This is a genomic window from Streptosporangium sp. NPDC020072 (assembly GCF_040631445.1).
Lineage (GTDB): Bacteria > Actinomycetota > Actinomycetes > Streptosporangiales > Streptosporangiaceae > Streptosporangium.
Genome location: NZ_JBEYAB010000002.1, coordinates 178,186 through 195,728, shown reverse-complemented (window position 1 = coordinate 195,728; position 17,543 = coordinate 178,186). Strand labels below are relative to the sequence as shown.

Sequence of the window (17,543 nt, the reverse complement as noted above, 5' to 3'; positions counted from 1 at the left end):
CGTCAAACTCCTCGTCTGACCGTCGCCGGGGAAACGGGGACGGTGATCTCCAGGACGGTGCCTTCGCCGGCGGCGGCCGTCAGCGACAGACACCCTCCCACCTGCTCGGCCCGCGCGCGCATGCCACGCAGGCCGTACCCGTCGGCGGCCGAGGGCCCGAGCCCCACGCCGTCGTCGCGGACGGTCAGCCGGGCCGCGGAGGGAAGATGGTCCAGCGTCACCGTGACGGCCGAGGCGCGGGCGTGCTTGCGGACGTTCGCCAGCGCCTCCTGCGCCGCACGCAGCAGGACGACCTCGGCCCCGGTCCACATCGGCTGCGACTCGCCGCTCACCCCGAACGAGGCGGTGACGGCCAGTTCCTCGCCGAACCGGGAGACCATCCGCCCCAGCGCCTCCTCCAGCGTCGAGCCGTCGAGCGGCGCCGGGCCGAGCGCGGCGATCAGCGCGCGGGCCTCGGCCAGGTTCTCCCTCGCCGTCCGCACGGCCAGCCCGATCCGCCGCTCGTCCGGCTGCTGCAGCAACATGATGATGCTGGTGAAGCCCTGGGCCAGGGTGTCGTGGATCTCCCCGGCCAGCCGTTCCCGCTCGGCCGCCGCCCCCTGTGCCGCCGAGAGCCTGGCCACCTCGGCACGGCTGTTCTCCAGTTCCTCGATGAGGAGGGCGCGTCCCTTGCTCTGCTCGACGACATCCTGGATCCAGGGCCCGAAGACCAGGTTCGAGGCCAGCGAGAGCAGCCCGATGACGGACAACGCGAGCAGGTCCTCCCCACTGGAGGGCAACAGGGGCAGGCACAGCACGGGGGCCACGTTCAGCGCCACGGTCGCGAGCATCGCCTGCCGCTTCGGCAGCAGGATGTAGTACTGCGGCCCGAAGGCGAACAGCAGGAAACGGGTCGGCGGGCAGAGCACCGAGACCGGGGTGAAGAGCACGATCGACAGCACCACGTAGGCGCGCCCGTTCGTGCCGTACGGTCCCCCTGGGATGCGCCTTCCCAGGAACACGTAGGCCGCCGTGCAACCGCCCAGCAGGCACAGCACGACCGCCTTCCAGGCGACGGTGAGCGCGTCGTCGAGGAGGACGAAGGCGACGGAGACGATGAGGTCGAGAAGATAGAGCCGCTCCCAGCCGTCCATGCGGTGGTAGGCGTGCCGTTCCCCGGGGGCGGGCGTCATCCCGGCACCTCGGCGGAGAGCAGGCAGCCCGCCGTGACCGCCTTCCCCGGCACGGTCATGCCGCCGGTGACGACGAGCACGACCGGCAGCAGAATCGCCGGGACCAGCGGGATCTCCCAGACGGCCGGTGACGACTCCCACGTGTTCGGCCCCGCCGGGTCACCGCCCGGACGGGGCCGTTCCTCAGGGGTCATCCGTCGCGGCGGCTCTTCCACCGGAACGTCAGCAGGCACAGCACCAGTCCTCCGACGACCCAGGCTCCCAGGACCATGGCGACCCGGTCCAGTTCGTACGACCCGGCGACCTCAAGTGTGGCCCCGGCGTCACCGATGAAGACCGAGCGGAAGCCCTGGCACATCCACTTCAGCGGGAACACCGAGGCGATGTTCACCAGCCATGAGGGCAGCTGGCCGACCGGGATGAACACCCCGGAGACGAACTGCAGCACCACGAACGGCATGGAGATCACCGCGCTCGCGCTCCGGCCCGAGCGGGGCAGGCTGCTGGCCGCCACGCCCAGCAGCGCCGAGGACAGCACGCCGAGCACGAAGACCCAGGAGAAGGTCACCCAGGCCGAGACCCGGGTGGGCAGGTCGAGTCCGAAGGCCAGCACCCCGACGGCCAGCAGCAGCACCACCTGGCACAGCGACAGGAACAGCGTCTGCAACGCCCTGCCGACGAAGTAGGAGGAACGCGGCAGCGGTGTGCCCGCGAGCCGCTTGAGCGTGCCGTCGTCACGGTCGATCGCGATGCCGATACCGAGGTTCTGGAAGCCCGTCATCGCCGCCGAACCGATCAGCCCCGACACGTACAGCTGGGCGACGCTGACGCCGCTTCCCTCAAGGGTGCCGCTGAAGATCGCCCCGAAGATCGCCAGCAGGATGATCGGGAGGGAGAAGACGAAGATGACCGCGTCCCGTTCGCGGAGGAACATCCGGGTCTCGATGGCCGCCCGCGACAGCCCCAGTCGTGCCGCGGACGGTCTCCGAACGGGGACATGGGTGGTCGTCCGGCTCATGAGGTCACCTCGGAGGGGGTGACGAGCCCGAGGTAGATCTCCTCCAGGGTCGGCCTGGTCACGGTGAGCTCGGGAACCTCCCCGTCGAAGCGCCGGGTCAGTTCGAGCACGGTCCCGGTCGGGGTGTCCGTCTCCAGCGTGCGCCGCTCGCCCCCGTCCGACCAGCTCACCCTGGCCTTGGCGGTGGCCCGCCCGCCCAGCGTCGCGGGCTCGCCCTCGGCGACGACCCGGCCGCCGGAGACCACGGCGACCCGGCCGGCCAGCGCCTCGGCCTCGTCCAGGTAGTGGGTGGTCAGCACGATCGTGGTCCCCTGGCCCGCCAGGTCCCGGATCAGCTCCCAGAACCGCCGCCTGGCCTCCGGGTCGAACCCGGTGGTCGGCTCGTCGAGGAAGAGCAGCTCAGGATCGCCGATCACCCCGAGCGCCACGTCCAGCCGTCGCCGCTGCCCTCCGGAGAGCTGCCGGACGCGCTTGCCCGCGCTGTCCGTCAGGCCCACCCGCTCGATGACCTGGTCCGGGTCGCGCGGAGCCGGGTAGTACCCGGCGAAGTGCCGTACGGTCTCCCCGACCGTCGCCTCTGTCATGTCGTTGGCCGTCTGCAACACGATCCCGATGCGGGAACGCCAGTCCCGGGTCGGCCTGCCGGGGTCGGCACCCAGGACGCTGACCTCGCCCGCGTCCCTGGTCCGGTGCCCTTCGAGGATCTCAACCGTGGTCGACTTGCCTGCGCCGTTCGGGCCGAGGATCGCGAACACCTCGCCCGCGTGGATGTCGAGGTCTATGCCTCCGACCGCCTGCACGTCGCCGTACCGTTTGGTCAGGCCACGTACCTTCACCGCCGTATCCATGCCTCAAGCGTCCGCCTCGCACGGCTTCGGCGGCACCCACGACCGGTGGAACGCCGCTGTCCTCCGAACGGAGGACAGCGGCCTCGTGACAGTGGTCTCAGAACAGGGTGTCGGTGCGCTCGATGCCGCGCAGCTCGTCGTAGTCGAGGGTCACGCAGCGGATGCCGCGGTCCTCGGCCAGGGTCCTGGCCTGCGGCACGATGGCCTGGGCGGCCAGGATCCCGCTGACGGGCGCGAGCAGCGGGTCGCGGTTCATCAGCTCCAGATAGCGGGTCAGCTGTTCCACGGCGTCGATGTTCGCCCGGCGCTTGAGCTCGACGGCGACCGAGGCGCCGGTGTGGTCACGGCAGAGGATGTCCACCGGGCCGATCGCCGTCATGTACTCGCGGCGGACCAGTGTCCAGCCCGCGCCCAGCGTGGTGATGTGCTCGGCCAGCAGCTCCTGCAGGTGGGCCTCGACCCCGTCCTTGACCAGGCCGGGGTCGACCCCCAGCTCATGGCTGGAGTCGTGCAGGATCTCCTCCATCGTCAGGACGAGCTTCTCCCCGGTCTTGCCGTGCGTGACCGTCCAGGTGCCCTCCTCCTCACGGAGCTTGCAGGGCGGGTTCATCCAGTTCAGCGGCTTGAACGCCCGGTCGTCCGCATGGATGGAGACCGAACTGTCGGCTTTGATCAGGATGAGCCTGGGCGCCATCGGAAGATGAGCGGTGAGCTTTCCCACGTAATCCACGCTGCACCGCGCGATGACCAGACGCATGGCACCCAAGCCTAGACCCAGCCACCCGTCGCCGGTTCCGGATCGCCTCATATCCCGCGTCGTCACGGATATGAGGCGGTCCATAGGGGCTTCACCGCCGACGAAGGCCGGTTCCACGACAGGACGAGGAGGTTCTTCGCCCGGTTCGCTCCGTGACCCGTTTCCGATCCTGCCGTTCCGCCCGCGACCGAGGAACGGCGGGCGGCTCGGGGCAGGTGAGGTGATCGGCGGTGTATCCCTTCCTGACCGAAGAGCTTTGGCGCCTGTCCCCGTCGTTTTGGCGGTGATCGGAACCGATCAGGTTGCGTTGTGCCCGCTGCCGCCGTCTTTCGCCAAGCCGTGTCGGGACCGGGCTTCCGGTGCGGACACGGTCGATGCCGCATCCGTATCGGTCGGGCGGTGCCCGCGAGGAGGAGAAACAAGAAAGGCCCGAGGCTGATTGTTTCGGTGACCCGGAACAACCCCTGCCCGCCACGCCGTTCAGGCGACGGAATCATACGCCTCACCTGCGCCGACGGTCTTTTCGCCGCCGTTTCTCACCCGCCGGGCTGATCGGTCGTTATCGACTTCGGGCCACGGTGACCTACGATTTCCGATGCCCCCGGGAGATGAATTCACCTGGGACGGATCGTGCCACCGGTGCTTGCGCCACCGAACGCATTCTTTTCACCGGTGGTAAGGAGTTCCGAAACGGAGAATTATTCATGACCATAATGGGAGTGCGTTCGTGAGAGATTCTCGACTGGCTGTCCGCGGTGCGCGCCTGTTCGACGGAGAGGCCGCGCATCCGCGTCCGGTCATGGTCCTGATCGAAGACGGCCGGATCGTTGACGTCGACCTCACCGGCGCTCCCCCGCCGGAAGGGGTGGCGCTGGCGGACCTGGGGGCCGTGACCCTCATGCCGGGGCTGGTGGACGCGCACACCCACCTGGCGTTCGACCCGAACGGCAACACCGAACATCAGATGCTTCACGACGATGACGCCACCGTCATGACGCGAATGCGGCAACACGCCGCCCAGGCGTTGCACGCCGGCATCACCACCCTTCGCGACCTCGGCGACCGTGGATATCTCTCGCTACGGTTGCGCGAGGAGTACGCCACGGGGGAACCGGGCCCTCAGATCGTCGCGGCCGGCCCTCCCATCACCAGTAACCGTGGACACTGCTGGTACCTCGGCGGAGAGGCCGAAGGGGCGGAGGAACTGGTCGCCGCCGTCACCTCCCGCGCCGAACACGGGACCGACCTCGTCAAGATCATGGCAACAGGGGGCATGTCCACCAAGGGGACCAACCCCGGGGGATCGCAGTACGGTCTGGCGGATCTGCGGGCGGTCACCCGGACCGCTCACGGGCTGGGACTGCCTGTCACCGCGCACGCGCACGCTGCGGCGGGAATCACCGACGCCGTGGCAGCCGGAGTCGACGGCATCGAACACTGCACGTTCATGACGCGGTCAGGGGTGCGGCTCGACCCTCGGACCGTTGACGCCATGGCCGCGGCCGGCACCTTCGTCGGCTGTACGGTCGTCAAACCCCGTGAGGGGATGCCTCCCGAGGTCCTGGAGACCATCGAGCCCTACTGGGAGAACCAGGCCTACATGCAACGCCATGGTGTGCGCGTCGTCTGCTGCACCGACGCGGGCATCAACCCTCACAAACCTCATGACGTACTTCCCGGCGATCTCGTTTACTTCGCCGCACAGGTCGCCACCAATGTCGAAGCGCTCGCCTCCGTCACCTCCCTCGCCGCCGAGTCCTGCGGCCTCGGGCACCGCAAAGGCCGTGTCGCTCCCGGTTACGACGCCGACCTTCTCGTCGTCGACGGCGATCCCGTCCACCACATCGACGACGTACGCCGGGTCCGCGCGGTCTATCGGGCGGGGCAGCCGGTGGCGCGGGGTCTCTAGACGTCGAGCCTCGACTGCGGGCGACCGCTCTCGCCGCGCGGCGAGAGCGTGGTCCATCGTCGAGGACGACAGGGCTTCATCCGTTCACCGACTGCTTTGATTTCGCCGGACGGTACCGGGAAGAGGCGTCGGGGTTGCTACCGGTTGATTATCTGGGTTGGTTTTGGGGGGAGGTGATGGGCTCTGGGAGACTGGCGGCATGACGCGGAGCTTTGAGAAGGTCGGAGTCGTCGGGCTCGGCACGATGGGGGCGGGGATCGCGGAGGTCTTCGCCCGCGCGGGGCTCAGGGTGATCGGCGTCGAGGCCGATCCCGACGCGCTCGGGCGAGGCCGGGACAACCTGGAGAACTCGACCGGACGGGCCCTGGCCAAGGGCAGGCTGAGCGAGGCGGAGCGGGCCGAGATCCTCGGCCGGATCACCCTGACGACCTCGCGGGACGACCTCGCGGACGCCGACCTCGTCATCGAGGCCATCCCCGAGGTCATGGACTTCAAGCGGGCCCTGTTCACCGACCTGGACCGGATCTGCAAGCCGTCCGCGGTGCTCGCGACCAACACCTCCTCCCTCTCCGTCACCGAGATCGCGGCCACGACCGGCAGGCCGGGGCGCGTCGTCGGCATGCACTTCTTCAACCCCGCGCCGGTCATGAGGCTGGTCGAGGTGGTCCACACGGTGGTCACCGAGGACGGCTTGGCCGAGGAGATCGCCGCCCTGGCGCGGCGGCTCGGCAAGACGCCGGTGAGCGTCGGCGACCGCGCCGGATTCGTGGTCAACCGGCTGTTGCTGACCTACCTCAACCACGCCGCCGTCCTGCTGGAGAACGGCCTGGCCACCCGCGACGGCATCGACGCCGCGATGAAACTCGGCGTCGGCGTGCCGATGGGCCCCTTCGCGCTGCTCGACCTGATCGGCCTGGACACCTCCTACGAGGTGATGTGCGTGCTGTTCCAGGAGACACGCGACCGCCGCCACGCCCCCGCGCCGATCCTGCGGGAGCTGGTCACCGCGGGCCTGCTCGGCCGTAAGACGGGAGCGGGCTTCTACGACGGGCAGGCCGTTGCCACCCCTCCGGCGTCGGGCAAGCCCACGGTCAGCTCCGTCGCGGTGCTCGGTGAGGGCGCGCGCGAGTTCGCGGCCAGGCTCGGCGACGCCGGGTTCAGGACGACCGCCCTGGAGACGGTGACGGCGGGCGAGGCGGAGGACACGCTTGAGGGCGCGGTGGAAACCGCCGACGTGGTCATCGCGCTGTCGCACACCCCCGTGATCGAACTGGCCGCGCGGCTGCCGCACCCCAGACGCCTGGTCGGCCTGCACCTGGTCGGGGACAGACTCGCCGAGGTCGCCTCGACCGTGCTCACCTCGCCGGAGGCGACATGCGCCGTCGAGGGCCTGACCAAGATCGTCGGCCGTGTGCCGGTGCACTGCAAGGACCGGGCCGAGTTCGTCGTGGACGCCCTGCTGTACCCGTACCTCAACGACGCCGTGCGGATGTACGACTCGGGCTACGCAGGGACCGAGGACATCGACGCGGCCATGCGGCTCGGCTGCGGATACCCGGCGGGGCCGTTCGAGATGATCGACGCACTGGGCCTGGAAACCGTCCGCGACGGACTGCGCGCCCTCTACGCCGAGTACCGCGACCCGGCCTTCGCCCCCGCGCCGCTGCTCGACCAGCTCGTCACGGCCGGCGTGCGAAGCATTCGCGGCCTGTCATGAGCCCCCGCAGAGCCCGCCGGATCGACCCCTTCGACCGGGGCGACGGACGGGGAAGTCCCGCACGCCCCGTCGGCTCCTCGGTGCCCGGCGTCGACCAGGTCGAGGAGTGGCCGGACGGCGACTGGTTCGTGCGCCGGGTCACCGGCGCGGGCGCGGACAAGGTCTACCGGTGCCCCGGCTGTGACCAGGAACTCAGACCGGGCGTTCCGCACCTGGTGAGCTGGCCCGCCTGGCGGGGCGGAGAGCAGGAACGCAGGCACTGGCACACCGCGTGCTGGCGCAACCGGATACGGCGCGGTCCAGGCCGGAGCCGATACTGAGACTCGGCGCCGAACACCGGGCCGGGTACGGAAAAACGGCGGCACTCCGGCCGCTGGTGAGGAGACACGGAACAGACATGGAGATCAGGTCCTCGACGGTGCTGCCCGCGCGCAGGGAGCCGATCGAGCTGCACACCGGCGACGGGCTGAGGCTCGTCGGAGAGCTGGCCCTTCCCCCGGGAAGGCCGCCGGTCGCGACGCTGGTCTGCCTGCACCCGCTGCCCACGCACGGCGGCATGATGGACAGCCACCTGTACCGCAAGGCCGCCAACCGGCTGCCCGCGCTGGCGGACCTGGCGGTGCTGCGGTTCAACACGCGCGGCACCTCCTCCGAGCGCGGCGCCTCGGAGGGCGTCTTCGGCGACGGCGAGGAGGAGCGCTTCGACGTCGCCGCGGCGCTGGAGTACGCCGAGTTCCACGACCTGCCGAACGTCTGGCTGGTCGGCTGGTCCTTCGGCACCGAGCTGACGCTCAAATGGGGCCGCGACCCGCTGGTGACGGGGGCCGTCCTGCTCTCTCCGCCGCTGCGCCGGGCGACCGACGCCGACCTCGACGCCTGGGCGGCCTTCGGCCGTCCGCTGACGGCGCTGGTCCCCGAGTTCGACGACTACCTGAGGCCGCAGGAGGCCAAGGCCCGCTTCGCGCGGGTGCCGCAGGCCGAGGTCGTCGGGGTCGAGGGCGCGAAACACCTGTGGGTCGGCGAGCCGTACGTGCGGATCGTTCTGAACGAGATCGTACGGCGCGTCAACCCGGCGGCCCATCCGCTGCCCCACGAGGTACCCCACGAGATGCTCGGCGAGGGATAGGGTCCGCGAATCACGGACGGCGGGGCTACGGTGGACAGCGTGCTCATGTACACGCGATCAGCCGGGCAGGGACTCCCGGTCATCCTGCTGCACGCCTTCCCGCTCTCCTCGGCCATGTGGCTGACCCAGCGGGAGGGACTGTCCTCCTCCTGCGAGGTCATCACCCCCGACCTGCGTGGCTTCGGCGGCTCCCCACTCGGTGACCAGGAGCCCTCCGTCGACGTGATGGCCGACGACGTGGCGCGCCTGCTCGACCACCGGAAGATCGACAGGGCCGTCGTCGTCGGCCAGTCCATGGGCGGCTACGTGACGATGGCCATGTGCAGGCGCCACCCCGACCGGCTGCTCGGAGTGGTGCTCGCCGACACCAAGGCGAGCGCCGACACCGAGGAGGCCAGGGCGTACCGCGAACGCGTCGCCACGACCGTGCTCGCGGAGGGCTCCTCCTTCCTGGCCGGGGAGATCATGCCCGCGATGGTCGGCAGGACGACCGCGCGCAGCAGGGCGATGGTCTTCGGCCGGGTGCGCGCCCTGATCGAGTCGGCCCCGCCGGGGGCGGTCGCCTGGGCGCAGCGGGCCATGGCGGGCCGTCCCGACTCCTTCGACACCCTGCGCGGGCTCACGGTCCCCGCCCTGGTGATCGTGGGGGAGGAGGACGAGACCACCCCGGTCGCCGAAGCGCGGGCGATGGTCGAGGCCGTACCCGACGGGCGGCTGGCCGTGATCGAGCGGGCCGGGCACCTGAGCGCGCTCGAACAGCCAGAGGCGTTCAACGGCGCCGTGGCCGCCTTCACAGCCGGGCTTGCCGGGGAAGCACGACCTCACGGATGATCAACGCGATCGCCGCGGCCACCGGGATGGCCAGCAGTGCCCCGACGATGCCCATCAGCGCGCCGCCGAACAACGCGGCGATCACGGTGACCGCGGGGGCCACGTCGACCGAGCGCTTCATGACGCGCGGATAGATCAGATAGTTCTCGATCTGCTGGTAGATCAGGAAGAAGACCCCGCAGGCCACGCCGAGCGTCCAGGACTGCAGCAGCGCGACCAGCGTCACCAGCACGGCGCCGATCGTCGCCCCGACCAGCGGGATCAGGTCCGCGACCGCCACGACCAGGGCGAGGGCCAGCGCGTAGGGCATGTTCAGCACCGCGAGGAACACCCAGGTGGTCACCCCGGCGATCACCGAGATCAGCAGGTTCCCGGCCACGTAACCGCCGATGCCGTCGAGGATCTCGTCGCCCAGCGCCCTGGTCCGCTCCCTGCGGCTGCTCGGCACGAGCCGGAAGAGGTAGTCCTTGATCGAGGGCAGCGAGCCGAGGAAGTACAGCGTCAGCACCAGCAGCGTGAAGCCGGAGAAGAACGTGTCGAACACCACGGCGCCGGCACCGACCAGGCCGCCGGCCACGGCCTGGGCCAGGCCGCCGTTGGTGACGTAGTCGCCGATCCTGGTGAGGATCTGGTAGTCGCTGTCCAGTGCCCTCAGCGTGGGGTTGGCCAGCAGCTCCCTGACGTAGCCGGGCACCGCGCTGACGAAGGAGGCCGCCTCCCGGCTCACCGGCGGGACGATCGCCAGACCGAACAGCACGAAGAACAGGATCACCCCGCCGAAGACGATCGAGATCGCCCCCCGGCGGGGCATTCTGCGCCGCTGCAACGCCTCGACCGCCGGGTTGAGCCCGACGGCGAGGAACATCGCCACGACGACCAGTACGATCACGCTGCGCGCCGTGATCAGCGCCTGGGCCAGCGCCCAGGCCGTCAGTATCCCCAGGCCCCCGGTCAGCCCGATTAGGAACGGGTTCCTCGTCAGCGGTTTGCCCGGCTTGCCGTACGGCTCGGCGAACTCGGGCCTGGCCTTCGGCACGGCGGGCCGGGCGGCGTCGGCCGCCTGGGGCGGTTGAGGCGCCGGAGACGCCTGGGGCGGCTGGGACGCTTCGGACACTGGTGCTCCTGGCGGTGGGGGAACGGCGGGGAACGTGACAAGAGAGCCTAGCGACCCTCAGGGTCGCCAGGCTCTCTCGTAGCCGTCATGCGTAGCCGTCGTGACGCCTCGCCAGGCGGGGGGCTACTCCTGCCACCACTCCGCGTCGTCGTCCTTGGCGGGCGACTTCGCGGCGGGCGCGAGCGGCTTCTCGCTGCCGTTGGAGGCCGGGATGGCCGGCTTGGGCGGCGCCGCGGCGATCGCGGGCTCGGGGTCGGCCGCGGGCAGCGGCGCGCCGCCGAGCAGCTGGCGCAGCTGCGCGAGGTGGCTGGTGATGCTGTCGCGCTGGCGGGTCAGCTCGTCGACCTGGCGCTGGGCGACCGTACGGCTGCGCTCGGCCTCGGACTTGGCCTCGGAGACGATCGACTCGGCGCTGGACTTGGCGTCCGCCACGAGCTGGTCGGCGTTCTTGCGGGCGTTGGCGAGCAGCTGCTTGGCGTGGGTGTCGGCCTCGCGGCGGGTCTGCTCGGCCTGCTGGGTCGCCTTGGTCGCGCGCTGTTCGGCGGTCGCCGCGCGCTGCTCGGCCTCGGAGACTAGCTTCTGGGTGTTGGCCTGCGCGGTGGCGTGGCGCTCGGCCTCCTGGCGCTCGGCCTCCTCGCGGCGGGAGGCGAGCTGGATCTCGAACTCGGCCTCGTCCTGGGCGCGCTTGGCCTCGGACTCCTCAAGGACCCGCTGGGCCTGGGCGCGCATCTCGTCGGCCTGGCGCTTGGCGGTGGTCAGGATCTCGTCGCGCTCGCGCTTGGTCGAGGCGCGCAGCTGGGCGACCTCGCGCTCGGTGGTGGTGCGCAGCTTGGCGATCTCACGCTCGGCGTCCGCGCGCTTCTCCGCGACCTCGTGGTCGGCGGTCGCCCTGAGCTTGGCGACCTCGCGCTCGGTGGTGGCGGTCAGCTCGTCGGCCTCACGGCGAGCGGTCGAACGGATCTCGTCGGCGTCCCGCTCGGCGGTGGTGCGCATGTCGTCGGCCTCGCGGGTGGCGAGGGCGCGCTTCTCCGCCGCCTCGTTCTCCGCGGCGGCACGCAGGTCCGCGGCCTCGACCTTGGACGCGGCCTTGATCTCGTTCGCCTCTGAACGAGCGGCCTGGACCAGCTCGGTGGCCTGCTCCTCGGCCAGACGCAGCAGCTGTTCGATACGGGCGCCCAGCCCCGAGTAGGTCGGACGCTCCTGCTCCTGAAGCTGACGCTGGGAGTCGGCGAGTTCTCGTTGCAGGCCCTGGAGCTGTTCCCTGGTCTGGCGCAGTTCGTTGTCGACTTGCTTCAGATGGTCGTGGACCTGGTGCCGGTCATAGCCTCGGAGCACCACGTCGAATTCCCGAGCGGGGGCGTCTTCGAAGAAATTGTTGAGCTGGGCGTCGATGTCGGACTGCATGGAGGCTCGATCCTGGGTTGTCGAGGCGGCTACACGGGCCGGACGGGGGATTGGTCGGACATCCGAGGCGGAGCCGTGGCGGGGATCCACACGTCCGGTGGTAGGCCAGCGTACTCTGGAGTCGCCGAGTTGTCGGTCTCCTCTGGCTTTCTGCGCGACTTGTTACGTACGAACGTTTCTTACATTTGACATGGTGCGCCTTTAGTGCTTTGGCGCCTGAACGAGTTCGGTGAGCATTCCGCCGACATCCTTGGGATGCAGGAAAGCGATGGAGGAACCCATCGTGCCGTGCCGGGGAGCCTCGTCGAGAAGCCTGACGCCCCGGTCGCCGATCTCCCGCATCGCCTCGGCGACGTCCGGGACCCCGAAGGCCACGTGATGGACCCCCTCACCCCGCTTGGCGAGGAACTTCCCGACGGGTGTGTCGGGGCCGAGCGGTTCGAGGAGCTGGATGTACGACCCGCCCCCGTTGCCGTCGGCGATGTGCAACATCGCCTCCTTGACGCCCTGCTCCTCGTTGACCTCGCGGGCGACCACGGTCAGCTCGAAGGTCCGCTCGAAGAATGCGATCTTCTCCTCAAGGTCGTGGCAGGCGATTCCCACATGATCGATCCGCATGAACATATGTCCAACCTCCATGGCGGCTACTCGGGTACCCATGGGTATGGTGGCAAAGTCGTCCCAAGCCCCGCCAGGGAGGCCCTGCTATGTCTGGTTCCGTCATCGTCGCCGGAGCTCGTACCCCCATCGGGCGGCTGCTCGGCTCGCTGTCCGGTCTTTCGGCCGTCGAGCTCGGCGGCATCGCCATCAAGGCCGCGCTGGAGCGTTCAGGCGTCGCTCCCGAGGCCGTGCAGTACGTGATCATGGGCCAGGTCCTGCAGGCCGGAGCGGGGCAGATCCCCGCCCGTCAGGCCGCAGTCAAGGCCGGAATCCCGATGACCGTGCCGTCGCTGACGATCAACAAGGTCTGCCTGTCCGGCCTCGACGCCATCGCCCTCGCCGACCAGCTCATCAGGGCGGGCGAGTTCGACGTCGTGGTCGCAGGCGGCATGGAGTCCATGTCGAACGCCCCCCACCTGCTGCCCGGCCTGCGCAGAGGGGTGAAGTACGGCGAGGCGGGCATCGTGGACTCGATGGCGCACGACGGCCTCACCGACGCCTACGACCAGGTGTCCATGGGCGAGTCGACCGAGCGGCACAACGAGCGCCTCGGCCTGACCCGTGAGGAGCAGGACGCCTTCTCCGCCCGTTCGCACGAGCTGGCCGCCGCGGCGATCAAGAACGGTGTGCTCGACGACGAGATCGTCCCGGTGACGATCCCGCAGCGCAAGGGCGAGCCGGTGGTCTTCGCCGCAGACGAGGGCGTGCGCGCCGACACCACCGTCGAGGCCCTGGCCCGGTTGCGCCCCGCCTTCGGCAAGAACGGCACGATCACCGCGGGCTCCGCCTCGCAGATCTCCGACGGCGCCTGCGCGGTCGTCGTGATGTCCAAGGCCAAGGCCGAGGAGCTCGGGCTCGAATGGCTGGCCGAGATCGGCGCGCACGGCAACGTCGCCGGCCCGGACAACTCCCTGCAGTCCCAGCCGGCCAACGCCATCAGGCACGCCCTGGACAAGCAGGGGCTCTCCGTCGACGACCTCGACCTGCTGGAGATCAACGAGGCCTTCGCCCAGGTCGTCCTGCAGTCGGCCAAGGAGCTCGGCGTCCCGCTCGACAAGATCAACGTCAACGGCGGCGGCATCGCCGTCGGTCACCCGATCGGGGCCTCGGGAGCCCGCATCGTGCTGGCTCTCGCCCACGAGCTCAGGCGCCGTGGCGGTGGCCTCGGCGCGGCGGGACTGTGCGGCGGCGGTGGCCAGGGTGACGCCCTGATCATCCGGGTCCCCTCGGCGTGACGGTGCGAGACCCGGGACCGGTGACCCGCGAGCGGCCCGCGGCCACGGGGAACGGGCACCCCCCGCAGGCCGACGTCTCCGATCTGGTCGCGCGGGCACGGGCCGGGCAGCCTCGCGCGGTCGCCAGGTTGATCTCCCTGGTGGAGAACGGCTCGCCCCTGCTCAGAGAGATCATGGCCAGGCTCTGCGCGGAGCGTCCGGTCAGGGCCAGGATCATCGGGCTGACCGGTTCTCCCGGCGTGGGCAAGTCGACCTCGACCGGGATGCTGGTGCGGGCCTTCCGCGAGCAGGGCAGAAGGGTTGGCGTGCTCGCCGTCGACCCGTCCTCGCCGTTCACCGGCGGCGCCCTGCTCGGCGACCGGGTGCGGATGCAGGACCACGCGACCGACCCCGAGGTGTTCATCCGCTCGATGGCGAGCCGGGGGCATCTGGGCGGTCTGTCATGGGCGACCCCCCAGGCGCTGCGCGTCCTGGAGGCCGCCGGGTGCGAGGTCATCCTGGTCGAGACCGTCGGGGTCGGCCAGGCGGAGGTGGACATCGCCTCGCTGGCCGACACCACCATCGTGCTGCTCGCCCCGGGCATGGGGGACGGCGTGCAGGCGGCCAAGGCGGGCATCCTGGAGATCGCCGACGTGTTCGTGGTCAACAAGGCCGACCGTGACGGCGCTCAGGCGGCCATCAGGGAACTGCGCAACATGATCGCCCTGGTCGCACGGGACTGGAAGCCGCCGATCGTGCCGACCGTCGCCTACCGGGGCGAAGGGGCGCAGGACGTGGTCGACGCCCTCGACGCGCACTGGGCCCACCTTGAGGAGTCGGGCGAGCTCGGGCGCAGACGTCAGGCCAGGGCCAGGGACGAGATCGAGGCGATCGCGCTGGCCACCCTCCGCTCACGCTTCGCGCACCTGCACGGCGACCGGCGTCTGGACGCGCTGGCCCGCCGGGTGCTCGACGAGGGGCTCGACCCCTACCGCGCGGCCGACGAACTGCTGGCCGCCATCGACTGAGCGGCGACTGACCGCTGTCGGCCGACCGGCACCGGCCGGTCGAAGGCCCTGACCGGAACACCGATCAGGGCCGGGCCGTTCGGAGCCGGGCGGCTCAGGGCCGGGAGGCTCAGAGCCGGGAGGCTCAGAGCCGGGTGTCAGGGCTGGGCGGCGAAGTCGACGGTGACCTTCTCGAAGCCGAGTCCGCCGAGCATGCCCTGAAGCATGATCTTGGTGTTCTGGTCGGCGCGGGTACGCAGGTCACTGGCCTGCGCCGCATCCGCGATCTTCTTCTCGGCCAGCACGTAGAGCTCCTGCTGGTCGCCGGGGGAGGAGGACAGGAAGTCCTCGACCCGGTCGAAGAGACCGCGCTCCTGGGCGTAGACGTAGGAGCGCCTGTTGTCGAGGTTGGGCTTCTCCAGCTGGGCGTGCGGCAGCCGTACCGTGACCTGCCTGCGGTCGGGGGAGACGGTCAGCGCGCCCGAGGCCAGGCCGCCGAAGTCGACGTAGGCGTCCACCCCGCCCGCGCCGACGAAGAGGGTACGGCTGCCCTTGATGGCGTCGGGCAGGAAGGGGGCGTCCTTCTCCAGGTCCACGACGACCTGGAAGTTGCCGGTGGCCGCCTCGAAACGGCTGAGGTTGTGGATGGATTCGAGCAGCGCGGGCTGACTGCGGTCGACGGTGTTCTCGCCGAACGGGTTCAGCCACGACCAGGCCAGACGGGCGCCCACGACGAGCAGGACGACGGTGACGAGCAGCCCGGCGAGCAGGCGCGCGCCCCTGCGCGGGGGCGGCGCGGACGCCGGTTGCGGCGGCGCTTCCAAGGGGGCGTTCACGGCGGTCTCCTTCCCTCGGTGGCCGCGTTCTCACGCGGGCGGCCGGAGGAGGGGCCGCCTTCCCGCGTGGAACGACTCATCCGGATCGGCGCTCTCATATCGGGCGGTCCCGGACGGACCACGCTCCCGTGCCGAAGCCTATGCCGATCATGTCATTCGTGGTGGGCCGGACGCGCCTGTCTCGTTCCCCCGTCCGCGCCCCGGGCGGCACACTCCTCGTGACGGCTCATGCCGTTCTCCTGCCCGACCTGCCGCCGGGGAGCCGTCATCCGTCCCGAGTGCCCGGCGCGCCGTACCCGGCCCGGCTGCTCCGGGGCGGCGAGCTGCTCCCGTGGGACGAGCGGCGAGGCCTCGCCGTCCTGGACCGGCTGGGCCGGCTGGAAGGGGCGGAACGGCTGGGCGGGCCGGGCGGTCTGGAACGGCTGCGCCGCCTGTACGGCCTGCCCGCCGAAGAGGTCGCCGCGCAGCCTGCAGGCCGCGAAGTCGGCGTAGTTCAGCCGCAGCCACTCGCGCCGCTGGGCCTCGGTGAGCCCGGAGAACCAGGCGGCGGCGTACTGGTGCTCGGGCAGCGGCCCGCCGGGCAGCGGCTTTCCGCGCAGCCAGGCGATCACGATGTCGCGGTATCCGGCCGCCGGGCTGCCGTCGCACTGCCGGGCCAGGCCTTCGACGAACTCGTCGGCCGCCGCGTCGGCGAACCCGGTCGACAGGTCGTCCACGTGGATCGGGATGGCGCCGGAGGCGGGGGCTGCGGCGTCGCTGCGGGGCCGCTGCTCAAGCCGGGAGAACTCCCCGGGCGTTCCCGCGAGACGGGAGGCGATCTTGACGAACGCGGAGCCGAGTTCGGGCAGCCCCGTGCGCATCCCCGGGTGCACGCAGACCGTGATCGGCCACTCCTGGCAGCTGTAGACCACCCGCTGGGCCGAGACGGTCGCGGGCTGGCTGAGCAGCCTGGCCATCCCCGTGCCCGCGGCGAGCACCGCGAGCAGCGCCCCGGCCAGCGCCAGCGCCTGACGTGTCACCAGTGCCGCCCAGCCGAGCAGCAACGCCGTACTGACGCCGAGCAGCCACAGCGACTGGTCGGTGAAGGCCGTCGAGCTCAGCCCGCGGAACACGTCGTACGGCTCCCGCGTGGCGGGGGTGAGGCGGTCGGTCCAGGTCTGCCCCCTGGCCAGCCAGGTGAACAGGCCGTAGCAGCCGAGCCCGGCGAACACCGGGGTGATCGTCCAGGGCAGCAGCCACCCGGTCACCCATCCGAGCGCGACGTACAGCGTCAGGCCCGCGACCCCCATCACCAGCCCGCTGGGCAGCAGCAGCCCCGCCTGCTCGGTGAGCACGGTCCTGACCGCCATGATCAACGCGGTCGCGGTGAAGGGCGCGGCCACGACCACCGCGATGGCCAGTGGCGCGCGCACGGCCTGCCACGCGCTCTGCGGGCGCCGCCTGGCCCCGCGCCGCCTGCGCACCGCGACCCAGGCGGCGAAGGCGGCGGCCACGGGCCCGGTGAGCCGCAGCGAGCCGATCACCGCGGCGATGACGTTCTCCCACGCGCTGACGCCGGGTATGAGGACGCTCCACGCCGCGACCACGCCGAGCACGAGCAGGACGGCGACAGCCACCAACGCGCTCTGCTGGAGTTCCTCGCGTGAAACGCCCCTGTGCTCACGCACCGCCGTGCGTGGAAGCGGTCCACGCCGTGCCGTCCGTGCTTGGACACGTGCCATAGGTCATACGGCGTACAAGCGCCGTCGAGTCGTCGTTCATCAAGCACCCCCCGTGCTGTGAATGTTCGATGACCGTTCCCCTCGGCCACCGGTCCGGTCGGCGTCCCCCGCAGATCCGGACTGAGCGTGCGCGACCATTTGGCCGCGCCCTCACCATTCGATGTGGGAACCATAACCGAGCGTGACGTTTGACGTCCGGGTTCTTGGCG

The 17,543-nt window shown here is 70.6% G+C and carries 17 protein-coding genes; 7 read left to right on the top strand and 10 right to left on the bottom strand.

Annotated elements, in window-relative coordinates; genetic code table 11:
* Window positions 1-2 precede the first annotated feature (2 nt).
* The 5 genes from ABZ470_RS04220 to nucS all read right to left on the bottom strand — a co-directional run bounded on the left by ABZ470_RS04220 (window position 3) and on the right by nucS (window position 3,795).
* Window positions 3-1,172, bottom strand: a complete 1,170-nt coding sequence (locus tag ABZ470_RS04220) for a sensor histidine kinase (RefSeq protein WP_352009637.1) — start codon at window positions 1,170-1,172, stop codon at window positions 3-5.
* Complete coding sequence (locus ABZ470_RS04215) at window positions 1,169-1,366, bottom strand: hypothetical protein (RefSeq protein ID WP_362909836.1); 198 nt, start codon at window positions 1,364-1,366, stop codon at window positions 1,169-1,171. Before ABZ470_RS04215 ends, ABZ470_RS04220 begins: the two co-directional genes overlap by 4 nt.
* Window positions 1,363-2,190 carry an ABC transporter permease gene (locus ABZ470_RS04210; RefSeq protein ID WP_362909834.1) on the bottom strand — a complete coding sequence of 276 codons (828 nt, stop codon included), beginning with the start codon at window positions 2,188-2,190 and terminating at the stop codon, window positions 1,363-1,365. The genes ABZ470_RS04215 and ABZ470_RS04210 overlap by 4 nt, the downstream gene beginning before the upstream one ends.
* Window positions 2,187-3,038 (bottom strand): ABC transporter ATP-binding protein, encoded by an 852-nt coding sequence (locus ABZ470_RS04205; RefSeq protein WP_362909831.1) that lies wholly within the window; start codon window positions 3,036-3,038, stop codon window positions 2,187-2,189. The genes ABZ470_RS04210 and ABZ470_RS04205 overlap by 4 nt, the downstream gene beginning before the upstream one ends.
* Window positions 3,039-3,135: 97 nt before the next feature.
* On the bottom strand, window positions 3,136-3,795 hold the full coding sequence (gene nucS / locus ABZ470_RS04200) for an endonuclease NucS (RefSeq protein WP_352009633.1): 660 nt from the start codon (window positions 3,793-3,795) through the stop codon (window positions 3,136-3,138).
* A 727-nt stretch (window positions 3,796-4,522) separates the two neighbouring features.
* Between nucS and ABZ470_RS04195 the strand changes: the two genes are divergently transcribed.
* From ABZ470_RS04195 to ABZ470_RS04175, 5 genes are all read left to right on the top strand, one after another.
* Window positions 4,523-5,704: an amidohydrolase family protein gene (locus ABZ470_RS04195; RefSeq protein ID WP_362909829.1), complete on the top strand. Its 1,182-nt coding sequence runs from the start codon at window positions 4,523-4,525 to the stop codon at window positions 5,702-5,704.
* Window positions 5,705-5,903: 199 nt separating this feature from the next.
* Window positions 5,904-7,421, top strand: a complete 1,518-nt coding sequence (locus tag ABZ470_RS04190; RefSeq protein WP_362909827.1) for a 3-hydroxyacyl-CoA dehydrogenase NAD-binding domain-containing protein — start codon at window positions 5,904-5,906, stop codon at window positions 7,419-7,421.
* Window positions 7,418-7,741 carry an ATP/GTP-binding protein gene (locus ABZ470_RS04185; RefSeq protein ID WP_352009630.1) on the top strand — a complete coding sequence of 108 codons (324 nt, stop codon included), beginning with the start codon at window positions 7,418-7,420 and terminating at the stop codon, window positions 7,739-7,741. The genes ABZ470_RS04190 and ABZ470_RS04185 overlap by 4 nt, the downstream gene beginning before the upstream one ends.
* Before the next feature lie 77 nt (window positions 7,742-7,818).
* Window positions 7,819-8,547 carry an alpha/beta hydrolase gene (locus ABZ470_RS04180; RefSeq protein WP_362909825.1) on the top strand — a complete coding sequence of 243 codons (729 nt, stop codon included), beginning with the start codon at window positions 7,819-7,821 and terminating at the stop codon, window positions 8,545-8,547.
* 45 nt (window positions 8,548-8,592) lie between these two features.
* Window positions 8,593-9,378: an alpha/beta fold hydrolase gene (locus tag ABZ470_RS04175; protein WP_352010162.1), complete on the top strand. Its 786-nt coding sequence runs from the start codon at window positions 8,593-8,595 to the stop codon at window positions 9,376-9,378.
* Here ABZ470_RS04175 and ABZ470_RS04170 read toward each other — a convergent pair.
* The 3 genes from ABZ470_RS04170 to mce form a co-directional block, all read right to left on the bottom strand.
* Window positions 9,338-10,492 (bottom strand): AI-2E family transporter, encoded by a 1,155-nt coding sequence (locus ABZ470_RS04170; protein WP_352009628.1) that lies wholly within the window; start codon window positions 10,490-10,492, stop codon window positions 9,338-9,340. The genes ABZ470_RS04175 and ABZ470_RS04170 overlap by 41 nt on opposite strands.
* A 123-nt stretch (window positions 10,493-10,615) precedes the next feature.
* On the bottom strand, window positions 10,616-11,896 hold the full coding sequence (locus tag ABZ470_RS04165; protein WP_352009627.1) for a DivIVA domain-containing protein: 1,281 nt from the start codon (window positions 11,894-11,896) through the stop codon (window positions 10,616-10,618).
* A gap of 201 nt (window positions 11,897-12,097) precedes the next feature.
* Complete coding sequence (gene mce, locus ABZ470_RS04160) at window positions 12,098-12,520, bottom strand: methylmalonyl-CoA epimerase (protein WP_352010161.1); 423 nt, start codon at window positions 12,518-12,520, stop codon at window positions 12,098-12,100.
* A gap of 83 nt (window positions 12,521-12,603) precedes the next feature.
* Here mce and ABZ470_RS04155 point away from each other — a divergent pair, with 83 nt between their 5' ends.
* Entirely contained in the window at window positions 12,604-13,791 is a 1,188-nt protein-coding gene (locus ABZ470_RS04155; RefSeq protein WP_362909823.1) for an acetyl-CoA C-acetyltransferase, read from the top strand.
* Between the two features lie 83 nt (window positions 13,792-13,874).
* Window positions 13,875-14,798, top strand: a complete 924-nt coding sequence (gene meaB, locus ABZ470_RS04150; protein WP_352010160.1) for a methylmalonyl Co-A mutase-associated GTPase MeaB — start codon at window positions 13,875-13,877, stop codon at window positions 14,796-14,798.
* Window positions 14,799-14,935: 137 nt separating this feature from the next.
* Here the strand turns inward: meaB and ABZ470_RS04145 are convergent, their stop codons facing one another.
* Both ABZ470_RS04145 and ABZ470_RS04140 read right to left on the bottom strand, forming a co-directional pair.
* Window positions 14,936-15,613 (bottom strand): DUF4230 domain-containing protein, encoded by a 678-nt coding sequence (locus ABZ470_RS04145; RefSeq protein WP_352009625.1) that lies wholly within the window; start codon window positions 15,611-15,613, stop codon window positions 14,936-14,938.
* A 152-nt stretch (window positions 15,614-15,765) separates the two neighbouring features.
* Entirely contained in the window at window positions 15,766-17,280 is a 1,515-nt protein-coding gene (locus ABZ470_RS04140) for a hypothetical protein (protein ID WP_352009624.1), read from the bottom strand.
* Window positions 17,281-17,543 lie beyond the last annotated feature (263 nt).

Excerpts from the sequence above, each read along its gene's own strand:
- ABZ470_RS04220 (WP_352009637.1), bottom strand. The coding sequence starts at position 1,172 with ATGACGCCCGCCCCCGGGGAACGGCACGCCTACCACCGCATGGACGGC.
- ABZ470_RS04215 (WP_362909836.1), bottom strand. The coding sequence starts at position 1,366 with ATGACCCCTGAGGAACGGCCCCGTCCGGGCGGTGACCCGGCGGGGCCG.
- ABZ470_RS04210 (WP_362909834.1), bottom strand. The coding sequence starts at position 2,190 with ATGAGCCGGACGACCACCCATGTCCCCGTTCGGAGACCGTCCGCGGCA.
- ABZ470_RS04205 (WP_362909831.1), bottom strand. The coding sequence starts at position 3,038 with ATGGATACGGCGGTGAAGGTACGTGGCCTGACCAAACGGTACGGCGAC.
- nucS (WP_352009633.1), bottom strand. The coding sequence starts at position 3,795 with ATGCGTCTGGTCATCGCGCGGTGCAGCGTGGATTACGTGGGAAAGCTC.
- ABZ470_RS04190 (WP_362909827.1), top strand. The coding sequence starts at position 5,904 with ATGACGCGGAGCTTTGAGAAGGTCGGAGTCGTCGGGCTCGGCACGATG.
- ABZ470_RS04185 (WP_352009630.1), top strand. The coding sequence starts at position 7,418 with ATGAGCCCCCGCAGAGCCCGCCGGATCGACCCCTTCGACCGGGGCGAC.
- ABZ470_RS04180 (WP_362909825.1), top strand. The coding sequence starts at position 7,819 with ATGGAGATCAGGTCCTCGACGGTGCTGCCCGCGCGCAGGGAGCCGATC.
- ABZ470_RS04175 (WP_352010162.1), top strand. The coding sequence starts at position 8,593 with ATGTACACGCGATCAGCCGGGCAGGGACTCCCGGTCATCCTGCTGCAC.
- ABZ470_RS04165 (WP_352009627.1), bottom strand. The coding sequence starts at position 11,896 with ATGCAGTCCGACATCGACGCCCAGCTCAACAATTTCTTCGAAGACGCC.
- mce (WP_352010161.1), bottom strand. The coding sequence starts at position 12,520 with ATGTTCATGCGGATCGATCATGTGGGAATCGCCTGCCACGACCTTGAG.
- ABZ470_RS04155 (WP_362909823.1), top strand. The coding sequence starts at position 12,604 with ATGTCTGGTTCCGTCATCGTCGCCGGAGCTCGTACCCCCATCGGGCGG.